The organism is Pseudoxanthomonas sp. PXM01, from assembly GCF_014851815.1.
Classification (GTDB): Bacteria; Pseudomonadota; Gammaproteobacteria; order Xanthomonadales; family Xanthomonadaceae; genus Pseudoxanthomonas_A.
On the sequence record NZ_JACVAJ010000002.1, the window covers coordinates 739,138 to 757,708 of the forward strand.

The 18,571-nt window shown below is 67.5% G+C and carries 14 protein-coding genes and 2 pseudogenes; 7 read left to right on the top strand and 9 right to left on the bottom strand.

Going from position 1 to position 18,571, the window contains the following annotated elements; all coding sequences use genetic code 11:
* Window positions 1–54: 54 nt before the first annotated feature.
* A complete protein-coding gene (locus tag IB230_RS12870; protein WP_192272776.1) occupies window positions 55–531 on the bottom strand; it encodes a DUF3574 domain-containing protein in 477 nt (158 codons plus the stop codon).
* 333 nt (window positions 532–864) lie between these two features.
* Here IB230_RS12870 and IB230_RS12875 point away from each other — a divergent pair, with 333 nt between their 5' ends.
* Entirely contained in the window at window positions 865–3,297 is a 2,433-nt protein-coding gene (locus IB230_RS12875; RefSeq protein ID WP_192272778.1) for a TonB-dependent receptor, read from the top strand.
* Between the two features lie 148 nt (window positions 3,298–3,445).
* On the opposite strand, the gene IB230_RS12880 is transcribed toward IB230_RS12875, so the two are convergent.
* The 4 genes from IB230_RS12880 to rluD are packed head-to-tail and all read right to left on the bottom strand — an operon-like array spanning window position 3,446 to window position 6,120.
* The gene (locus IB230_RS12880) at window positions 3,446–3,862 is read right to left on the bottom strand and encodes a thiol-disulfide oxidoreductase DCC family protein (RefSeq protein WP_192272780.1); all 417 of its coding nucleotides are present in this window, start codon (window positions 3,860–3,862) and stop codon (window positions 3,446–3,448) included.
* Entirely contained in the window at window positions 3,852–4,385 is a 534-nt protein-coding gene (locus tag IB230_RS12885) for a DUF4166 domain-containing protein (RefSeq protein WP_192272782.1), read from the bottom strand. The genes IB230_RS12880 and IB230_RS12885 overlap by 11 nt, the downstream gene beginning before the upstream one ends.
* On the bottom strand, window positions 4,370–5,140 hold the full coding sequence (gene pgeF, locus IB230_RS12890; RefSeq protein ID WP_192272784.1) for a peptidoglycan editing factor PgeF: 771 nt from the start codon (window positions 5,138–5,140) through the stop codon (window positions 4,370–4,372). Before pgeF ends, IB230_RS12885 begins: the two co-directional genes overlap by 16 nt.
* Window positions 5,137–6,120, bottom strand: coding sequence for a 23S rRNA pseudouridine(1911/1915/1917) synthase RluD (gene rluD, locus IB230_RS12895; protein WP_192272786.1), 984 nt, complete (start codon window positions 6,118–6,120; stop codon window positions 5,137–5,139). The genes pgeF and rluD overlap by 4 nt, the downstream gene beginning before the upstream one ends.
* 118 nt (window positions 6,121–6,238) lie before the next feature.
* On the opposite strand from rluD, the gene IB230_RS12900 reads away from it, so the two are divergent.
* Window positions 6,239–7,126 carry an outer membrane protein assembly factor BamD gene (locus IB230_RS12900; RefSeq protein WP_192272788.1) on the top strand — a complete coding sequence of 296 codons (888 nt, stop codon included), beginning with the start codon at window positions 6,239–6,241 and terminating at the stop codon, window positions 7,124–7,126.
* Window positions 7,127–7,198: 72 nt separating this feature from the next.
* Here IB230_RS12900 and IB230_RS12905 read toward each other — a convergent pair whose 3' ends face one another.
* The 4 genes from IB230_RS12905 to sucC form a co-directional block, all read right to left on the bottom strand.
* Complete coding sequence (locus IB230_RS12905) at window positions 7,199–8,086, bottom strand: vitamin K epoxide reductase family protein (RefSeq protein WP_192272790.1); 888 nt, start codon at window positions 8,084–8,086, stop codon at window positions 7,199–7,201.
* A gap of 40 nt (window positions 8,087–8,126) precedes the next feature.
* On the bottom strand, window positions 8,127–9,764 hold the full coding sequence (locus tag IB230_RS12910) for an NAD+ synthase (protein ID WP_192272792.1): 1,638 nt from the start codon (window positions 9,762–9,764) through the stop codon (window positions 8,127–8,129).
* 63 nt (window positions 9,765–9,827) lie between these two features.
* On the bottom strand, window positions 9,828–10,706 hold the full coding sequence (gene sucD, locus IB230_RS12915) for a succinate--CoA ligase subunit alpha (protein WP_192272794.1): 879 nt from the start codon (window positions 10,704–10,706) through the stop codon (window positions 9,828–9,830).
* A gap of 23 nt (window positions 10,707–10,729) precedes the next feature.
* Window positions 10,730–11,899, bottom strand: coding sequence for an ADP-forming succinate--CoA ligase subunit beta (sucC, locus tag IB230_RS12920; protein ID WP_192272796.1), 1,170 nt, complete (start codon window positions 11,897–11,899; stop codon window positions 10,730–10,732).
* A 201-nt stretch (window positions 11,900–12,100) separates the two neighbouring features.
* On the opposite strand from sucC, the gene IB230_RS12925 reads away from it, so the two are divergent.
* The 5 genes and pseudogenes from IB230_RS12925 to IB230_RS12945 all read left to right on the top strand — a co-directional run bounded on the left by IB230_RS12925 (window position 12,101) and on the right by IB230_RS12945 (window position 18,488).
* A complete protein-coding gene (locus tag IB230_RS12925) occupies window positions 12,101–13,723 on the top strand; it encodes an ATP-binding protein (protein WP_192272798.1) in 1,623 nt (540 codons plus the stop codon).
* A 101-nt stretch (window positions 13,724–13,824) separates the two neighbouring features.
* A complete protein-coding gene (locus IB230_RS12930; RefSeq protein WP_192272800.1) occupies window positions 13,825–15,228 on the top strand; it encodes a sigma-54 dependent transcriptional regulator in 1,404 nt (467 codons plus the stop codon).
* A 428-nt stretch (window positions 15,229–15,656) separates the two neighbouring features.
* Window positions 15,657–15,749, top strand: a pseudogene (locus IB230_RS19730) (prepilin-type N-terminal cleavage/methylation domain-containing protein); the annotation flags it as partial.
* A 436-nt stretch (window positions 15,750–16,185) separates the two neighbouring features.
* Window positions 16,186–16,299: pseudogene (locus tag IB230_RS19735) on the top strand (prepilin-type N-terminal cleavage/methylation domain-containing protein); the annotation flags it as partial.
* Between the two features lie 314 nt (window positions 16,300–16,613).
* A complete protein-coding gene (locus tag IB230_RS12945; RefSeq protein ID WP_192272806.1) occupies window positions 16,614–18,488 on the top strand; it encodes a hypothetical protein in 1,875 nt (624 codons plus the stop codon).
* Window positions 18,489–18,571 lie beyond the last annotated feature (83 nt).

Below are 18,571 nucleotides of genomic sequence, written 5' to 3' on the forward strand. Positions count from 1 at the left end.
GTGGGCGGAAGGCCGCCAGCATAAGCGCCCGCACGCACGGCGGGCGCACCGGGTTCAGAACGATACGTCCACCGCGTGGCGGGACCACAGCACCGACTGGTGGCCGGTGGCCTGCTTCCATGCCAGACGGATCGCCTCGATGTCGGCGCGGCGCTGCGGCGTGTCCTCGTGCAGTACGACGAGCACCTTGGTCTTCAGGCGGTTCGGTTCGCCGGCGCCGCGGAACAGCCACTGGCCGTAGGCGTCGAACACGGTCAGGCCGTCCGGGAAGCGCGCGGTCACTTCCTTGTCGAGGAACGCGCGCCACCGCTCCTCGGTGATCGTCTCGGCCTGCGGACGGTCCGCGGGTCCAGTTTCCTTGCCCACACCGAAGTACAGCTCGCTACGCACCCAGCCGGCGGCCTGCGCGGGACGCAGTGCATCGCCCTGCAGCGATGCGGTCGTGGCCGACGGCGCGTCGGCAGGGCGGACGCTGGCGCATCCGGACACGGCCAGCAACGCGGTGGCCAGGAAGAGACTTCTCAACAGCATGGGGGCACTCCGATGGGGACAGGTACTGTCGGCGCACATGATCGCGCATCGAAATAACTGCTGGTTATGAGGACATGGGATCACGCCATGGCCTTGGACGGTCATGCAGGCGAACCGGCACGGTAAGGTTCCGTCACCCCGGCACAGCCCAATGACTGGGGACGACGACCCACACGACACACCTTGTCCCGATGCCGACCGCACGACCCGCAGCCGCCCACGTCCCCCTTGGTCTCTCCCCACACGGGACCGGCGGCTGCGGCTGTCGTTGCCGCTGATCCGGCCACCGTCGTCCGCTCCACCTTTCCCGTACCCCACCCGTCAGGAGTTCCCATGTCCCGCCTCACCGTGGCGCCGCTCGGCGCTGCCATCGCGCTTGCCCTCGCCTTTCCCGCATTCGCCCAGCAGGCGCCCGCCGCCGGCACCACCGACCTGGACGCGGTGATCGTCACCGGTACTCGCGCCAGCGACCGCACGGCACTGGAATCGACCTCGCCGATCGACGTGCTGACCGCCGAGGACATCCGCAAGGCCGGCGTGCTCAACGGTGAGCTGGGCAGCGCGCTGCAGGCGCTGCTGCCGTCGTTCAACTTCCCGCGCCAGTCCAACTCCGGCGGCGCCGACCACGTGCGTGCGGCGCAGCTGCGCGGCCTCGCTCCCGACCAGGTGCTGGTGCTGGTCAACGGCAAGCGCCGCCACACCACCGCGCTGGTGTCGACGGGCTCGAAGATCGGACGCGGTACCACGCCGGTGGACTTCAACGCGATCCCGGTGACGGCAATCAAGCGCATCGAAGTCCTGCGCGACGGTGCGGGCGCGCAGTACGGCTCCGATGCGGTCGCCGGCGTGGTCAACATCATCCTCGACGACGCGCCCGAGGGTGGTGCCTGGGAAGCCAGCTTCGGCCTGCATCACACCGACGTCGAGCCGATCGGCCAGACGCTGACCGACGGCCAGACCAGCTTCCTGTCGGGCAAGGTCGGTACCGCGGTCGGCGATGGTGGCTTCTTCCGCGTCGGCTTCGAGCTGAAGAACCGCGAGGCGACGAACCGCGCCGGCTTCGACCAGGTGCCGCCGTGGGACCAGTCGCCGGCCAACCTGGCCGTGCAGGGCCAGCGCAACTACCACCTGGGCGATGGCGAATCCAAGGACATCAATGCCTGGATCAACGCCGGCGTGCCGGTGGGCGAAGCGTCGGAGTTCTACGTCTTCGGCACGTACAACAAGCGCGACACCGTCGGCGCCAACTACTTCCGCTATCCGGACGGCGTGTCGAACTGGCCGGAGGTGTACCCGAATGGCTACCGCCCGGTGTCGCTGGGCGAGAACCAGGACGTCGCCGTCGTCGGCGGTGTGCGCGGCCAGTGGGGCAGCTGGGACTACGACGCCAGCGTCAACCACGGTGGCAACAGCTTCACCTACCGCCTGCGCGATTCGCTCAATGCCTCGCTCGGCCCGAGCAGCCCGACGCGCTTCAAGACCGGCGACTACGAGTCCTCGCAGACGCTGGCCAATCTCGACCTGAGCCGTGGTTTCGGCAGCGGTGACACCACGCACGACGTCGCCTTCGGCGCGGAATTCCGCTTCGAGGAATACGAGACCGGCGCCGGCGATCCCGCCAGCTACGCGGCCGGCCCGTACATCGACCGCCCGACCGGTTCGCAGGCCGGTGGCGGCCTGACCCCGCAGGACGTGGCCAACCTCGACCGTGATGTCGCCAGCGTCTACGCCGCGCTGTCCAGCAGCTTCGGCGAGAAGCTGACCACCGACGTCGCCGTGCGCTACGAGCACTACAGCGACTTCGGTGGCGAACTGACCGGCAAGGTCGCCGCGCGCTACGAATTCGCCCCGGCGTTCGCGCTGCGCGGCGCGCTGTCGAACAACTTCCGCGCGCCGTCGCTGGCGCAGATCGGCTACGAGTCCACCTCGACCGGCTACAGCGCCGCCGGCCAGCTGACCCAGGGCCGCCTGCTGTCGGTCAACAACCCGATCGCCCGCGCACTGGGTGCGCAGGCGCTGGACCCGGAGAAGTCGATCAACGCCAGCCTCGGCTTCACCAGCCGGATCGGCGAGCACTTCGACCTGTCGCTGGATGTGTTCCATATCGAGATCGACGACCGCATCGCACTGTCCGAGAGCATCACCGGCGACGCACTGACCGACTTCGTCGAGGACGAGTTCGGCGTGCGCGGCGTGCAGAGCGTCAACTTCTTCACCAACGCCGCCGACACCCGCACGCAGGGCGTGGAACTGGTGACGAACTGGCGCCAGGCGCTGGCCGGCGGCAACCTGCTGCTCACCGGCACCTACAGCTACGCCAAGACCGAGCTGAAGAACATCGTCGCCACGCCGGCGCAGCTGCTGGCGCTGGATCCGTCCTACCAGCTGTTCGGCGTGGAGGAGAGCAACACCCTCACCGACGCCGCCCCGCGCACCCGCGCGCAGTTCACCGCCAACTGGAACAGCGACCGCTGGAACCTGCTCGGCCGCGTCAGCCGCCATGGCAGTGCCAAGCGCGTGTTCAATTTCGGCGGCGGCTTCGAGCCGGAACAGCGCTACGGCGCCGAATGGCAGCTCGACGCCGAGGTCGAATACAAGCTCACGTCCAGGTGGAGCGTGGCGTTGGGCGGCCTGAACCTGACCGATGAGTATCCGGACCTGTCGAACGAGGACATCTACTACTTCGGCAACCTGCCGTACGACGTGCTCTCGCCGATCGGCAGCAACGGCGCGTACTACTACACGCGCGTCCGTTACACGTTCTGAGGTCCGTGAGCGCCGTCATCCCGGCGTAGGCCGGGACCCAGTGCCGTTGGTTCTTGCATGCGGAAGCGAATTCTCTGCGGGCAAAAGAGTCGCTGGGTCCCGGCATGCGCCGGGATGACGATCATGGGGGCCGACCGGATACGTGCGTCTATTCCAGGAAGCGTGCCCACTCTTCCTGCGTCGGCACGCGGCATTCCGTCGTGCCGAACCACCGGTACCGGTTGCGTGCCAGCAAGCGGTACAACGGATCGCGTACTGCCCGCGGCACCACGGCGATCACCGTCGCCAGGCGCCACACGCCACCCAGCCCGGTCAGCACTCGACGGATCGCATCGCTGTCGGTCCAGGCCTGCGCGCCGTCCACCAGCAGGAACGAGGCCGGATCGTCGGGATCCAGGCCGTGACCCGCCAACAAGGCGCGCCCCGCCTGCGACTGCATCGCGGCGAAGCGGTAGCGCCCTTCGCGATCATGCTTCAGCAGGAAGCGCACCCAGCCGTTGCACAGCACGCAGACGCCATCGAAGACGATGACCGGCCCCTCCTTGCGTGCGGGATCACCCGACATCCAGCCATCCCTTGTAGTGCACCAGCAGGCCGGCGATCGGCAGCGATGCCCACACGTCGAAGCGGTAGCGCTCGCCGTCGGCGGATTCGCGCGCCCCCACGCCGGTGAACCAGCGCGCCGGCAGCGACACGCCGAATACGCGGACACGTACGACGCGCCACGTGATGGTGCCGTCCATGACGTCGAGCCGGAATCCGAACGTCGCCAGGCCGAGGCGTTCGCACAGCATATCGCCCTCGCGCCACAGGCGTGACGGCATCGCGCGGCCGCCGATGAAGCGGATCCAGCGTTCCTGCAGCGGCGAGGCATCGATCTCCACGCACAGCGGACCGTTACCCGCAGGCGGCAGGCGCGTGGCGGCCGCCACGAGTCGGGATAGCAGCGTGCTTCCACGCTCCACCTGGACCTCGCCCCGGTACCGATTCATCCCTTGCGCCACGTGCAGTGCGTGCACCGGCGCGGCCAGCGTGCCGAACGCCGGCCCCAGCACCTGCGCGAACAGCGACCTTACGGCTGCATCCATGCGAGCGTGGCAATGCGGCCGCTGCGGCCGTCGCGGCGATGCGAGAAGAAGCGTTCGGGCTCGCTGATCGTGCAGAGGTCGCCACCATGGATGTCGGTGGCCGCCATGCCTCGCGCCACCAGTCGACGACGCGCCAATGCCGGCAGGTCGGCCAGCCAGTGGTCGGGACGCGTCGGGATGAAGCAGGACGCAGCGCCGGCATCGTGGGCGACGAAGACGTCGAACACGTCCTTACCCACTTCGTAGCGCGCCGGACCCGCCGCCGGGCCGATCCACGCGACCACGTCGGCTGCGGGCGTCGTCATGGCATCCAGCGCGGCTTCCAGCATGCCTTTCGACAGGCCGGGCCAGCCGGCATGCGCGGCGGCGATCTCGAGGCCATCCTTCGCGGCGAACACCACCGGCAGGCAGTCGGCCGTGAGGATGGCGAGGACCACGCCCGGCGTCGATGTCACCAGCGCGTCGGCGACCGGCTCGGCCGCGTCGGTATCGGCCGGCGCGTCCACGCGCACCACGTCCGTGCCATGCACCTGCTTCAGCCAGTGCGGCGTGGACGGCAGGCCGGCGAACTCGACCAACTGCGCGCGGTTGCGCGCGACGACCGCAGGATCATCGCCGTCGGCCGCGTACCTGTTTCCGAGATTGAACGTGTCGAACGGCGCCGCGGAGAACCCGGCGCCATGTCGTTGCGTGGTGAATGCATGCACGCCGGCGGGTGCCGGCCAGTCGGCGGGCACCGACGGCGCGCGGTTCATCCGCGCTTGGCCTGGCTGTCCGCGCGCAGTGCCGCCAGCAACGCCACCATGTCGGCCGGCACCGGCGCGGTGACGCGGACCGGCTCGCCGCTGACGGGATGCGCGAACTCCAGCGTCTCGGCATGCAGCGCCTGCCGGCGGAAGCTGCGCAGCACGGCGATCAGTTCGTCGCTCGCGCCCTTCGGCAGCCGCAGCGGACCGCCGTACAGCGGGTCGCCGATGATCGGGTACTTGATGTGTGCCATGTGTACGCGGATCTGGTGCGTGCGGCCGGTTTCCAGCCGGCATTCCAGCGCGGTGTGCGCACGGAAGCGTTCGCGCAGGCGGTAGTGTGTGACGGCGTCGCGGCCGTCCTCGCGCACCGCCATCTTCAGGCGGTCGCGCGGATGGCGGTCGATCGGCGCATTGGCGGTGCCGCCGGACACCATCGCGCCGACCACCACCGCCAGGTACTGGCGGTGCACATCGCGCGAGGCCAGCTGCGCCACCAGCGAGGTGTGCGCCGGCAGCGTGCGTGCCACCACCATGACCCCGGAGGTGTCCTTGTCCAGGCGGTGCACGATGCCCGCGCGCGGCAAGGCCGACAGCGACGGGTCGCGGAACAGCAGCGCATTGACCAGGGTGCCGGTCGGATTGCCCGCACCCGGGTGCACCACCAGGCCCGCCGGCTTGTCCAGCACGAAGACGTGCTCGTCCTCGTACAGGATGTCCAGCGGGATGTCTTCCGGCTCGGCATGGGTCTGGGTATCCAGCACCACGTCCAGGCTGGCGGTCTCGCCGCCACGGACGGGATCGCGAGGCCGCACGGTCTGGCCGTCCAGCAGCGCATTGCCGGACTTGATCCACTCGGTCAGGCGCGAGCGGGAGAATTCGGGGAACAGCTCGGCCAGGGCGGCGTCGAAGCGCCGGCCGGCGGCGCCGGCGGGCACGATGGCCGTGCGGAGGGTGTCAGGAGTGTCGGGGGAATCGGGTTCGGTCATGCGGAAAGACGTCCAGGGAGGCCAGGATCCGGTCCGTATTGGCCGAATGTTCATGGCGAAGGCGGCGCCTAGGCTATCATCGACGGCCTGTTTCCCTGCCGCGGCCTGCCGCCAGCCCATGACCCAGCGTGCCTTCTCCCGCTTCTCCCGCTCCTCCGCGACCTCCCGCCTCGTCCTGCTGGCCGTGGTCGTCGCCTTCGCCGGCACCGGCTGCGGCAAGATCTTCAAGAAGAAGGACGCCGCCGAGAACCAGCCCGTCGAGGTGATGTACGAGGAAGCCCACCGGGCGATGGTCAACAACAACTGGGACCGCGGCCTGCAGAACTTCCGCCGCCTGATCGCCCAGTACCCATACGGCCCGTACACCGAGCAGGCGCTGATGGAAACGGCCTACGCCGAGTACAAGGCCGGCCGGCTGGACGACGCGGTGACCACGATTGACCGTTTCATCCGCACCTACCCGACCCACCGCCACATCCCGTACATGTATTACCTGCGCGGGCTGGCCAACTCCAACCGCGACACGGTGTTCCTGCAGAAGGTGTGGCGCCTCGACGCCAGCCGCCGCGACCTGGCCACGCCGATGCAGGGCTACAACGACTTCGCCCGCGTCGCCGAGAACTATCCCAACAGCCGCTACGCCGCCGACGCGCGCCAGCGCATGATCCTGCTGCGCGACCAGTTCGCGCTGCACGAGCTGGATACCGCGATCTACTACCTGCGCCGCGACGCATGGGTGTCGGCCGCCAGCCGCGCCCGCTACCTGCTGGAAACCTACCCGCAGAGCAGCTACCAGTACGATGCCGTCGCCGTGCTCGCCGAGGCCTACACCCACCTGGGCAACCAGGCACTGGCCGCCGACGCCAAGCGCGTGCTTGAACTCAACGACCCGAAGCACCCCTGGCTGGCCGGCAAGTTCCCGGACTATCCGTGGATGGTGCGTCGCCTGAACCCGTTCGCCGGCGAGAAGTCGAGCAACACGGTGGAACAGCGCAAGAACGACTGACCGTCCAGCCGGTCACGGAACGAAAAAGGGCCGCGAGGCCCTTTTTCTTTGCCCGTGTACCGCCGCGGGCGGTCAGTCCTTGCCTCCGGCCTTGTCCCAGTCGAACCGGGTGAGCACTGCCAGTTGCTGCGGCTCCATCACGCCGTTGTGTTCGATGCCATCGATCACCCACGTCGGGAACACCGTGATGCCCGCCGCCGCGCAGGCGGAGGTCATGGGGGTGTTGCGGCCGCCGGGCGAGCACTCGATGTAGGGCAGCTGTTCCGCCGCATGGCCGAAGTGCCGCTTCTGCCGGCTGCATTCCACGCACCACGATGCGCCGTAGAACTTCGCACCGTAGTCGGTCAGATGCTGCGCCAGCGCGGCCGCACGGCGGCTTTCCGGCCGCTGGTGCAACAGGCCGCTCTGGTGCACGTGCAGGACGGCCACGATCAGCAGCACCGGCACGGCCTGCACGGCCCACCATCGCCCCCAGGCGTGGCCGGGCGCCGACGCCGGGCGACGCACCGTCAGCCACACGAACATCGCCACCAGGACCGCCAGCGAGGCGAGGCAGCCGACGCAGAACGCATCGAGCACCAGCTTGCCTACGGCCGTCAGGTACAGGCTGATCGCCAGCCCCAGCAGCACCAGCCGCCATTGCCGTTGCCACCGCAGCAGCGGCGACGCCTTGCGCGCCAGCGACACCAACGCGACGACGGCGTACAGGCCGAAGCCCCACAACGCCATCGGCAGGCCCAGCAGCGTGGACCAGCCGCTGCGCTGGATCGCCTCGCAGCCGCCACCGGCGGTGCAGAACGCCGACGCTGAGCCGCTGCCCGCCGTCCACGCCAGGTAGCCGGTGATCAGCAGCCCCAGCACCGCCAGCGCCAGCATCACCCGGTCCGGCGGCGTTGCCGGACGCGGCGCGGGCGTGGCGGGTCGGTCGCGGTGTGCGGTGCGCTTCTTCTTCCTGCTCATGTCGTTCTCCGTATCGGCCGGGCGCGGCGCGCGGCCGAGGTCACAGCGCGTACTTGTTGGTGATCGGATAGCGGCGCTCGCGGCCGAACGCGCGGCGCGAGACCTTCGGCCCGGGCGCGGCCTGGTGGCGCTTCCACTCGTTGATGCGCACCAGCCGCAGCATGCGGTCGACGGTGGCGGCGTCGAATCCGACGGCGACGATCTCGTCGCGCGACTGCTCCAGGTCGACGTAGCGGAACAGGATCGCATCCAGCACATCGTACGGCGGCAGAGAATCCTGGTCCTTCTGGTTCTCGCGCAGTTCCGCCGACGGCGGGCGGTCGATCACCGCCGGCGGGATCACAGGCGCACCGCCCACCGTGTTGCGCCAGCGCGCCAGCGCGAACACCTCGGTCTTGTACAGGTCCTTGATCGGCGCGTAGCCGCCGCACATGTCGCCGTAGATGGTGGCGTAGCCGACCGCGTACTCGCTCTTGTTGCCGGTGGTCAGCAGCAGGCCGCCGAACTTGTTGCTCAGCGCCATCAGGATCACGCCGCGACTGCGCGACTGCAGGTTCTCCTCGGTGGTGTCGGCCGCCTTGTCGCCGAACACCGGACCGAGCGCCTCCAGGAAGCCCTTGAACGGCGCCTCGATCGAGATCGCCTCCAGCTTCACGCCCAGGGCCGCGCACTGCTCGGCCGCCAGGTCGTTCGACAGGCCGGCGGTGTAGCGCGACGGCAACCGCACGGCAGTGACGTTCTCCGGACCCAGCGCATCCACCGCCAGCGCCAGCACGATGGCCGAATCGATACCCCCGGACAGCCCCAGCCACACCTTGGAGAAACCGTTCTTGCCGCAGTAGTCGCGGATGCCGCGCACGATCGCGCGCCAGGCCAGCGCGTCGCGACTTTCGTCGCCATCGTCCATCCACACGACCGGACTGAACTTGCGCGTGGCCACGTCGAAGTCCACGACCAGCCACTGGTCGGTGAACGCGGCGGCCGCCGGATGCACGGTGCCATCGCCGTCGGCGACCACGGAGGCGCCGTCGAACACCACCGCATCCTGCCCGCCCACCACGTTGAGGTAGGCCAGCGCCATGCCGGTCTCGCGCGTACGCTCGGCAATCAGCGCATCGCGCTGCGCATGCTTGTCGCGGTCGAACGGCGAGGCATTCGGCACCAGCGTCAGCACCGCGCCCGCCTCCGCTGTGTCGGCCAGCGGCTCGGGAAACCAGAGGTCCTCGCAGATCACCAGGCCCAGCGGCACGCCCTTGACCTCGAAGTTGCAGGCGCCGCCGTCCGGGTCGACGTCGAAGTAGCGACGCTCGTCGAATACCGCGTAGTTCGGCAGCTCGCGCTTGCGGTAGGTGGTTTCGACCACACCGTCGCGCAGCACGCTGGCCGCGTTGTACACCACGCTGCCCGCGCTCTGCGGCCAGCCCACCACGGCGACGATGCCATGCGTGGTCGCTGCGATCTCCGCCAGCGCCGCTTCGCAGTCGGCCAGGAATCTCGGCCGCAGCAGCAAGTCTTCCGGCGGGTAGCCACTGACCGCCAGTTCGGGGAACAGCACCACATCCGCCCCGTACTCGTCGCGCGCCTCGGCGATCATGCGCCGGATGCTGGCGCTGTTCTGCGCGACGCCGCCGACCGGGAAGTCGAACTGCGCCATGGCGATGCGTAACGAAGCCGTCATACCGTCTCCAGAAAAGCGAAAGGCCGCACGCGGCGGCCTTTCGTGTGCCTCAGGCGATTCTACTTACTTCTTCAGGCGCGCCGCGATGGCCGCACCCAGGTCGCCCGGCGAACGCACGGTGGTCACGCCCGCGGCTTCCATCGCCGCGAACTTGCCTTCCGCCGTGCCCTTGCCGCCGCTGGCGATCGCACCGGCGTGGCCCATGCGCTTGCCGGCCGGGGCCGAGGCGCCCGCGATGAAGCCGACGACCGGCTTCTTCACGAACTGCTTGATGTACTCGGCACCCGCCTCCTCGGCATCGCCGCCGATTTCGCCGACCATGATGATGCCTTCGGTCTGCGGGTCTTCGTTGAACAGCTTCAGGCAGTCGACGAAGTTCAGGCCGTTGATCGGGTCGCCGCCGATGCCGATGCAGGTCGACTGGCCCAGGCCCACTTCGGTGGTCTGCTTGACCGCTTCATAGGTCAGCGTGCCGGAGCGCGACACGATGCCGATCTTGCCCGGCTTGTGGATGTGGCCCGGCATGATGCCGATCTTGCACTCGCCCGGCGTGATCACGCCGGGGCAGTTCGGACCGACCAGCACGGTGTCCGGATGGGCGCGGGTCAGCACGTTCTTGACGCGCAGCATGTCCAGCACCGGGATGCCTTCGGTGATGCAGACGATGACCTTGATGCCGGCCGCGGCCGCTTCAAGGATCGCATCGGCCGCGAACGGCGGCGGGACGTAGATGACGGACGCGTCGGCGCCCGTGCTCTTGACCGCATCGGCGACGGTGTCGAACACCGGCAGGTCGATGTGGGTGGTGCCGCCCTTGCCCGGGGTGACGCCGCCGACGACCTGGGTGCCGTACTCGATCATCTGGGTGGCGTGGAAGGTGCCCTGCTGGCCGGTGAAGCCCTGCACGATCACCTTGGTGTTCTTGTTGATCAAAACGCTCATGGGATGTCCTTCGGTGTCGTGGATTAGGCGGCGTTCTTGACCGCTTCAACGACCTTCTTGGCGCCGTCGTTGATGTTGTCGGCCGGAATGATGGCCATGCCGCTGTCGCGCAGCAGCTGCTTGCCTTCTTCCACGTTGGTGCCTTCCAGGCGCACGACCACGGGCACCTTGACGCCCACTTCCTTCACCGCGGCGATGATGCCCTCGGCGATCATGTCGCAGCGGACGATGCCGCCGAAGATGTTGACGAAGATGCCTTCGACCTTGTCCGAGGACAGGATCAGCTTGAAGGCCTCGATCACGCGCTGCTTGTTGGCGCCGCCGCCCACGTCGAGGAAGTTCGCCGGCTCGCCGCCGTTGAGCTTGATGACGTCCATGGTGGCCATCGCCAGGCCCGCGCCGTTGACCATGCAGCCGATGTTGCCGTCCATGGTCACGTAGTTGATGTCCAGCTCCGAGGCCGTCACTTCGGTCTCGTCTTCCTGGCTCTTGTCGCGCATCGCGACCAGCGCCTTCTGGCGGAAGTTGGCGTTGTCGTCGCTGTTGAACTTGCCGTCCAACGCGTACAGGTTGCCGTCGTCCAGGATCGCCAGCGGGTTGATCTCGACCAGCGCCAGGTCCTTCTCGTTGAAGATGCGGTACAGGTTCACCATGATGTTGGCGAACTGGCCAGCCTGCTTGGCCGTCAGGCCCATCTTGAAGCCGAACTCGCGGCCTTGGTAACCCTGCACGCCTTCGACGAAGTCGACATTGAGCGTGTGGATCTTGTCCGGCGTCTCAGCCGCGACCTGCTCGATCTCCACGCCGCCTTCCGAAGAAGCGATGTAGGTGATGGTCTTGGTGCCGCGGTCGACGAGGACCGACAGGTAGAGCTCCTTGACGATCTCGCCGGCGGTGGTCACCAGCACCAGGTTGACCGGCAGCTCGACGCCGGCGGTCTGGTAGGTGGCCATCTTGGTGCCGAGCATCTTGGCGGCGGCCGCCTTCACGTCGTCGGTGGTCTTGCAGAACTTGACGCCGCCGGCCTTGCCGCGGCCGCCCGCGTGGATCTGGGCCTTGACCATCCAGGGGCCGTTGCCGAGGGACTGGGCGGCTGCGACGGCTTCATCTGCCGTGGCCGCGACTTTGCCGGCCGGGACCGGGATGCCGTACTCGGCCAGCAGCTGCTTGGCCTGATATTCGTGGAAATTCATGCGTCACCGTGGGTAGGGAACAGAAGACACTGCCCGGGCCGGGGCCGTGGGGGCGGAGGCCGGGCAAGCCCCCTATTGTCGCCGACGCGGCCGGGGGGCGCAAAACCCGGGGTCTAAGCCTTTGGTGGCAAAGGGGTGGCTGGGCGATACGGCGGCCCGCATGCCTATACTGTGGGCCTCGCCTACAGGGGAAGTACGCGTTTGCGCCAGGCCCAGTCGCTCCTGTCCCGCCTCGAATCGGTACCGCGCCGCGAACTGTACTTCTTCGCCCTGTACCGGTTGCTGGAAGCCGGGATCCTGGCTGCGCTGATGTTCAGCCCGCTGGGCGAGGTGCTGGGCAAGCCGCGCCACGAAGACCTGGGCATGGTCGTGGCCGTGGGTTACCTGGTGCTCGCGCTGGTGCTGTTCTTCGTCGGTCGCAGCGTGCAGTGGCTGGTCTGGATCGTTTTCCTCAGCGTATGCATCGACATCCTGGTCGCCGCGCTCATCACCCATGCCCTGCCCGGCGCCACCGCCGGCGTGGCGATGATGCTGCTGTTCAACGTGTCGGCCGCGGCGCTGCTGCTCCCGCGTACGCGGATGGCGCTGGCGGTGGCCCTGCTGGCCATCGGCGGCCTGTTCGGGGAGTACCTGTTCACCCAGTTCCACGACGGCGGCACGGCACGCTCGGCCGCCGAGGTCATCATGTTCGCGGTGAGCTACCTGGCGCTGGCGTACCTGGCGCACCAGGCCGGCCAGAAGGCGCGCACCAGTCAGGCCCTGGCGGACAAGCGCGGTGAGGAAGTCGCCAACCTGTTCGAGGTCAACGAACTGATCATCCGCCGCATGCGCACGGGCGTGCTGGTGGTGGATGCGGACAACCACATCAAGCTGGCCAACGAGGCCGCCAGCCTGCTGCTGGGCGACGGCGGCGACGGCCAGGGTGCCGATGGGAAGGGCGTGTCCCTGCTGCATGCCGCACCGGAACTGGCCCGCCGCCTGCAGCGCTGGCGCAACGGCTGGCAAACCGACGAGACGCCGATGCAGTTCTCGCCCGACCAGCCCGAGGTGCAGCCGCGCTTCGCCCGGCTGCTGGCCGACAGCGAGACCTCGCTGATCTTCCTGGACGACGCCACGGTGGTCTCGCGCCGGGCGGAATCGCTGACGCTGGCCGCGCTCGGCCGCTTCTCCGCCAGCCTGGCGCACGAGATCCGCAATCCGCTGGCGGCCATCAACTACGCCGTGCAGTTGCTGGAGGAATCCCAGCAGGTCAACGACGGCGACCGCCGGCTGCTGCAGATCATCCACCAGCAGTGCCAGCGCACCAACGGCATCGTCGAAAGCGTGCTGGGCCTGGCCCGCCGCGAGCGCGCCACGCCCGAGCATGTCGACCTCAACGCCTTCGTCCGGCGCTTCGTCGACGATTACCAGCAGACGCTGTCCATCGAGACCGACACGCTGGAAACCATCATCGGTGCGAAGGCGGTGCCGGCACTGGTCGATCCGCGCCACCTGCAGCAGGTGGTGACCGTGCTGGTGCAGAACGCGCTGAACTACGGCCGCCTGCCGGGCGAATCCGCACGCATCCGCGTCCGCGTGTTCAATGCCGAGAATCGTCCGACCATCGATGTGATGGACCGTGGTCCCGGCATCCCCGAGGCCGTGGCCGCGCAGCTGTTCCGGCCCTTCTTCACCACGTCCGAGCACGGCACCGGCCTGGGCCTGTATATCGCCCGCGAGCTGTGCCGGGCCAACCAGGCCACGCTGGAATACGTGCCCGTCCCCGGTGGCGGCAGCTGCTTCCGCGTCACCCTGCCCGGTCCGCACGCACTGCTGCCGGCCTGACGTGCCCGCCGCCGCCAGGTTTTCCGCCCCGGCGGCACCTCGCGTACCATGATTCACATTCAGTCGTTACACTGGCGGCACAGGGGCACGAGGGGAGATGCATGAATCAAAGCCGTAGCGCCCTGATCGTCGACGACGAACGCGACATCCGTGAACTGCTGACGCTGACGCTGGGCCGCATGGGCCTGCGCATCGATACCGCCGCCAATCTCGGCGAGGCCCGCGAGCTGCTGGGCCGCAACACCTACGACCTCTGCTTCACCGACATGCGCCTGCCCGACGGCAACGGCATCGATCTGGTCGGCGAGATCTCGCGCAATTACCCCAATACGCCGGTGGCCATGATCACCGCGTTCGGCAACATCGAACTGGCGGTGGAAGCGCTGAAGGCCGGTGCCTTCGACTTCGTCAGCAAGCCGGTCGACCTGGCCGTCCTGCGCGGACTGGTCAAGCACGCGTTGGAGTTGAACAACAGCGATCGCGCGCCGCCGCCGCCGCCACCGCCGGAACAGGCCAGCCGCCTGCTCGGCGCCTCGGCCGCGATGGACGGCCTGCGCGAGACCATCGGCAAGGTCGCCCGCAGCCAGGCGCCGGTCTACATCATGGGCGAGTCGGGTACCGGCAAAGAGCTGGTCGCCCGCACGATCCACGAACAGGGCGCGCGCGCGTCCGGCCCCTTCATTCCGGTCAACTGCGGCGCGATCCCCGCCGAGCTGATGGAAAGCGAATTCTTCGGCCACAAGAAGGGCAGCTTCACCGGTGCGCATGCCGACAAGCAGGGCCTGTTCCAGGCGGCGAATGGCGGCACGCTGTTCCTCGACGAGGTGGCCGAGCTGCCGCTGCCGATGCAGGTGAAGCTGCTGCGCGCCATCCAGGAGAAGGCGGTGCGCCCGGTCGGCGCCTCCGGTGAGGTGCAGGTGGACGTGCGCATCCTGTCAGCCACCCACAAGGACCTGGGCGAACTGGCCGCGGACGGCCGCTTCCGCCATGACCTGTACTACCGCATCAACGTCATCGAGCTGCGCGTGCCGCCCCTGCGCGAACGCACTGGCGACCTGGCCCAACTGACCACCGCCATCCTGGAGCGGCTCGCCGCCCAGCACGGCCGCATGGCGCCGTCGGTGTCGCCGGAGGCGATGGAGGCGCTGGGCCGATATCCGTTCCCCGGCAATGTGCGCGAACTGGAGAACATCCTGGAGCGCGCGCTGGCCATGTCCGAGGGCCACAGCATCGAGATCGACGACCTCTACCTGCCGCAGGCGCCGGCCGGCAAGAAGTTCGGTGGCGATTTCAGTCCTGGCGAGGTGGTCCGCGATGCGCCCGGCGCCGTGGACGTGGACCCGGCCGCCGGTGGCGCCCTGCCCGACTACATCGAGCAACTGGAGCGCGCCGCCATCCAGAAGGCGCTGGAAGAGAACCGCTGGAACAAGACCAAGGCGGCCGCCCAGCTGGGCATCACCTTCCGGGCGCTGCGCTACAAGCTCAAGAAGCTGGGCATGGAGTAGGCCGTTCAAGGCCTTACGCCACACCTATATATATGTCTCGATGCAAACGTGCACGGCATCGCACAGTGACCCGGGTGACGCGAAGCGTCACATTCTGACGCAACCCGTCATCTCACCAAGGGAGCGTCAGCGGATTGGCGGAGAGCGGCCCGAAACGATCCATCGCTCAATCTGTGACACGAGCCGGGATTGACCGCATTCCCCGATACACAACGTAAAAGAATGATGCGATAGTCCCGCCCGACTTCGGTGTCAGGGTTTCCTCCCGGGGAAGTGTGGGGGAATCGCTGGGGGTATCAGAAGTTGGCACGCATCCTGCTCTACATCACCTGCACGCGTCGTATGTTGTACGCGGCGCCCACGGTCCATGTAGGGACACGGGGCTTGTGTCCCTAACCATCAAGCCAAATCCTGAAAGGGGAAATACCATGAAGAAGAACGCCCAGGGCTTCACCCTGATCGAACTGATGATCGTCGTCGCCATCATCGCCATCCTGGCCGCCATCGCGCTGCCGGCCTACAACAACTACCGCATCCGCTCGGCCGAGAATGCCTGCCTCGGCGAAGCCAAGGCCTACATGAACTCCTGGCTGGCCGCTTCGGTGTCCGATCTGGATCTGCCCAACCACGCCAGCCTCTCCGCGTGCACCCCGCTGGCTGCTGCTCCCTCGGGCTCCGGTAACACGACGTTCACGCCGGCCGCCCCGGGCGACGCCGATACCACCTGCTCCAACACGACCGCGACCTGCTCGATCGCCGGCCGCTAAGTTCAGCGTCAAGCGTTTCCACGAAAAGCCCCTCTTACGAGGGGCTTTTCTTTTGGTCACTGCTCGCGATCAGCGCATTCTCGCTACACAATCCGTGACGCCGATCCCGCTTCTCGTGAAATCCAGCCCGCCATCTGGCTCAATGTTTGCTTGTGAGCAGCGGGAGAACGCTTTCAACGGGGATACCATCATGCGCAGTTCTGCACACGGCTTCACACTGATCGAACTGATGATCGTGGTGGCCATCATCGCCATCCTGGCCGCTATCGCCATGCCGGCCTACAACAACTATCGCGTCCGCTCGGCCGAGACCGCCTGCTTGGCCGAGGCCAAGAACTACGCCAACTTCTCGTTGGCCGCGATCTACAACAACTCGACACCCGCCGCAGCGACGGCAAGCGCCTGTGCCAGCATCGACACGGCCACGGACATCGACACGGACATTACCGGCACTCCGCAGTCGCCGGGCACTCGCACGACCAACTGCGACATGAATACCGGAAGCTGCTCACTCAACTGATCTAGCCGCCTTCGCGCAGCACTTCGTACGGACAGCTGCATCCGACCGATGCCGATGGCCGATAATCCGGCCACTGGTCGTCCATCACGCGAACGTACATGCCCCACACCCTCGGCCGCTTCCTGCTGCCCACCCTGCTAGTCGCCCTGCTTGCAGGCGTTCTGTTCACTCCCGGCCTGCCGGGCGCCTTCGTCTTTGACGATCTGCCCAACATCGTCAACGACGAGAACCTCAAGCTGACCGAGCTGAGTACCGAAGCGCTCGTCAATGTGGTCACCTCGCCCCAACGCTCCGGCACGCTGCGGATGCTGCCCACGCTCAGCTTCGCCATTGACCACTGGCGGGCCGGCAGCATGGACCCGGCAACGTTCAAGATCACCAACATCATCATCCATGCCGTCACGGCACTGGTCCTCGCCTGGTTCTTCCGCAGCCTGCTGCTGATGACCGGCGTATCCGCAAGGCGGGTAGTGTGGATCGCTCCCGCCCTGGCCCTGGCCTGGGCCATCCATCCGCTGCAGGTGTCTTCGGTGCTGTACGTGGTGCAGCGCATGCAGACCATGGGCACGCTGTTCCTGGTGCTCGCCCTGTGGGCCTACCTGCAGGCGCGGCAGGCCCAGGTCACCGGCCGCCCAGGTCGTACGGGCTTCCTGCTGGCCGTGCTGTGCTGGGCCATCGCCTTGGGCTGCAAGGAAGACTCCGTGCTGTTGCCTGCCTATGCGCTGGCGCTGGAGCTGACCGTATTGCGCTTCGCCGCCGCCGACGCACAGCTCGCCCGGCGGCTGCGCATCGGCTATCTGCTGGCGGTCCTTGCCGGCTTGGCGGCGTTCGTACTTGTGATCGTTCCCAGCCATTGGAGCCCGGACACGCTGGCGCATCGGAACTTCTCCACGCCGGAACGCCTGCTCACCCAGGGCCGCGTGCTGTGCATGTACCTGTGGCAGATCGTCTGGCCACTGCCCCAACAGATGCCGTTCTACTACGACTGGCTACAGCCTTCCCGTAGCCTGCTGCAGCCCTGGACGACCCTGCCCGCCATCGCCGTCCTGCTGGCCCTGCTTGCCAGTGCATGGCGGCTGCGAACAACGCTGCCGCTGTTCTCGCTGGGCGTTCTGCTGTTCTTCGCCGCCCACAGCATCACCAGCAACGTGATCGCGCTGGAACTGGCCTTCGAGCACCGCAATCACTTCGCGCTGATCGGCGCGGTGTTGGCCATCGGCAGCCTGCTGGCGGCCGCGTTCAGGCGCATCGATATCAAACCCCTCGTCCAGGCAGGCGCATGCATCTTCTTGCTTGTGGCCTTGTCCACAGCCACCCTGTTGCGCGCCCATAGCTGGCGCAGCAGTCTCTCGCTGGCAGAAGCCAACGCGCAGCACGCGCCCCTGTCCGCACGCGCGCAGATTGCTCTCTGCGCGGAGTACTTCGAAGTAGGGGGCGGGGTGACACCGAACAATCCGCGCCTGGACGATGCCATCGCAAGTTGCGAGGCAGGCACGACGGCAGCACCGGAGTCCCTTAACAATCCTGCGCTCCTGATCGTGCTGAAGACGCTTCGCGGCGACATCACGCAGGCGGACTGGGATCTCTTCCAGCAACGGTTGCAAGCCGTCCACATGACCTGGGACAACCGCCGTGCTCCCAACATCCTGATCTACCACTTCCGCAAGGGCGTGGCGCTGGACAAGCGCGAGCTGCTCAAGGTTCTCGACACACTGATTGAGCGTGCACCGCCATCCGAAGAACCTTTCAGCATGGTGTCACGAGGCTACTTCGTGTTGAACGATCTGGGAGAGCCCGACCTCGCGATGCCGTACTTCATCCGCGCCATCGAAGCGGCAGCTCCCCAAGATCCGTTCCCGCAGCAACTGGCGGGAGAGCTGCGGGACAAGGGCAGGCCGGACCTCGCCGAAAAGGTAGAGCGCGCCGGTTTGTCCCGCCGTGGTGCGCCCCGCGCATCAGGCAGCAATCAGTAAGCGAAGCCAGCACGTACGGCACGAGAGCGAACGACACTCCAGGCGGCGTTCGCATCCGTACCCGCCAGCAGCATAGGACGATA

Coding starts and splice junctions, on each gene's coding strand:
- IB230_RS12905 (WP_192272790.1), bottom strand. CDS start 8,086: ATGAGCAGGAAGAAGAAGCGCACCGCACACCGCGACCGACCCGCCACG.
- IB230_RS12885 (WP_192272782.1), bottom strand. CDS start 4,385: ATGGATGCAGCCGTAAGGTCGCTGTTCGCGCAGGTGCTGGGGCCGGCG.
- IB230_RS12900 (WP_192272788.1), top strand. CDS start 6,239: ATGACCCAGCGTGCCTTCTCCCGCTTCTCCCGCTCCTCCGCGACCTCC.
- IB230_RS12875 (WP_192272778.1), top strand. CDS start 865: ATGTCCCGCCTCACCGTGGCGCCGCTCGGCGCTGCCATCGCGCTTGCC.
- rluD (WP_192272786.1), bottom strand. CDS start 6,120: ATGACCGAACCCGATTCCCCCGACACTCCTGACACCCTCCGCACGGCC.
- sucD (WP_192272794.1), bottom strand. CDS start 10,706: ATGAGCGTTTTGATCAACAAGAACACCAAGGTGATCGTGCAGGGCTTC.
- IB230_RS12945 (WP_192272806.1), top strand. CDS start 16,614: ATGCCCCACACCCTCGGCCGCTTCCTGCTGCCCACCCTGCTAGTCGCC.
- pgeF (WP_192272784.1), bottom strand. CDS start 5,140: ATGAACCGCGCGCCGTCGGTGCCCGCCGACTGGCCGGCACCCGCCGGC.
- IB230_RS12870 (WP_192272776.1), bottom strand. CDS start 531: ATGCTGTTGAGAAGTCTCTTCCTGGCCACCGCGTTGCTGGCCGTGTCC.
- sucC (WP_192272796.1), bottom strand. CDS start 11,899: ATGAATTTCCACGAATATCAGGCCAAGCAGCTGCTGGCCGAGTACGGC.
- IB230_RS12880 (WP_192272780.1), bottom strand. CDS start 3,862: ATGTCGGGTGATCCCGCACGCAAGGAGGGGCCGGTCATCGTCTTCGAT.
- IB230_RS12930 (WP_192272800.1), top strand. CDS start 13,825: ATGAATCAAAGCCGTAGCGCCCTGATCGTCGACGACGAACGCGACATC.
- IB230_RS12910 (WP_192272792.1), bottom strand. CDS start 9,764: ATGACGGCTTCGTTACGCATCGCCATGGCGCAGTTCGACTTCCCGGTC.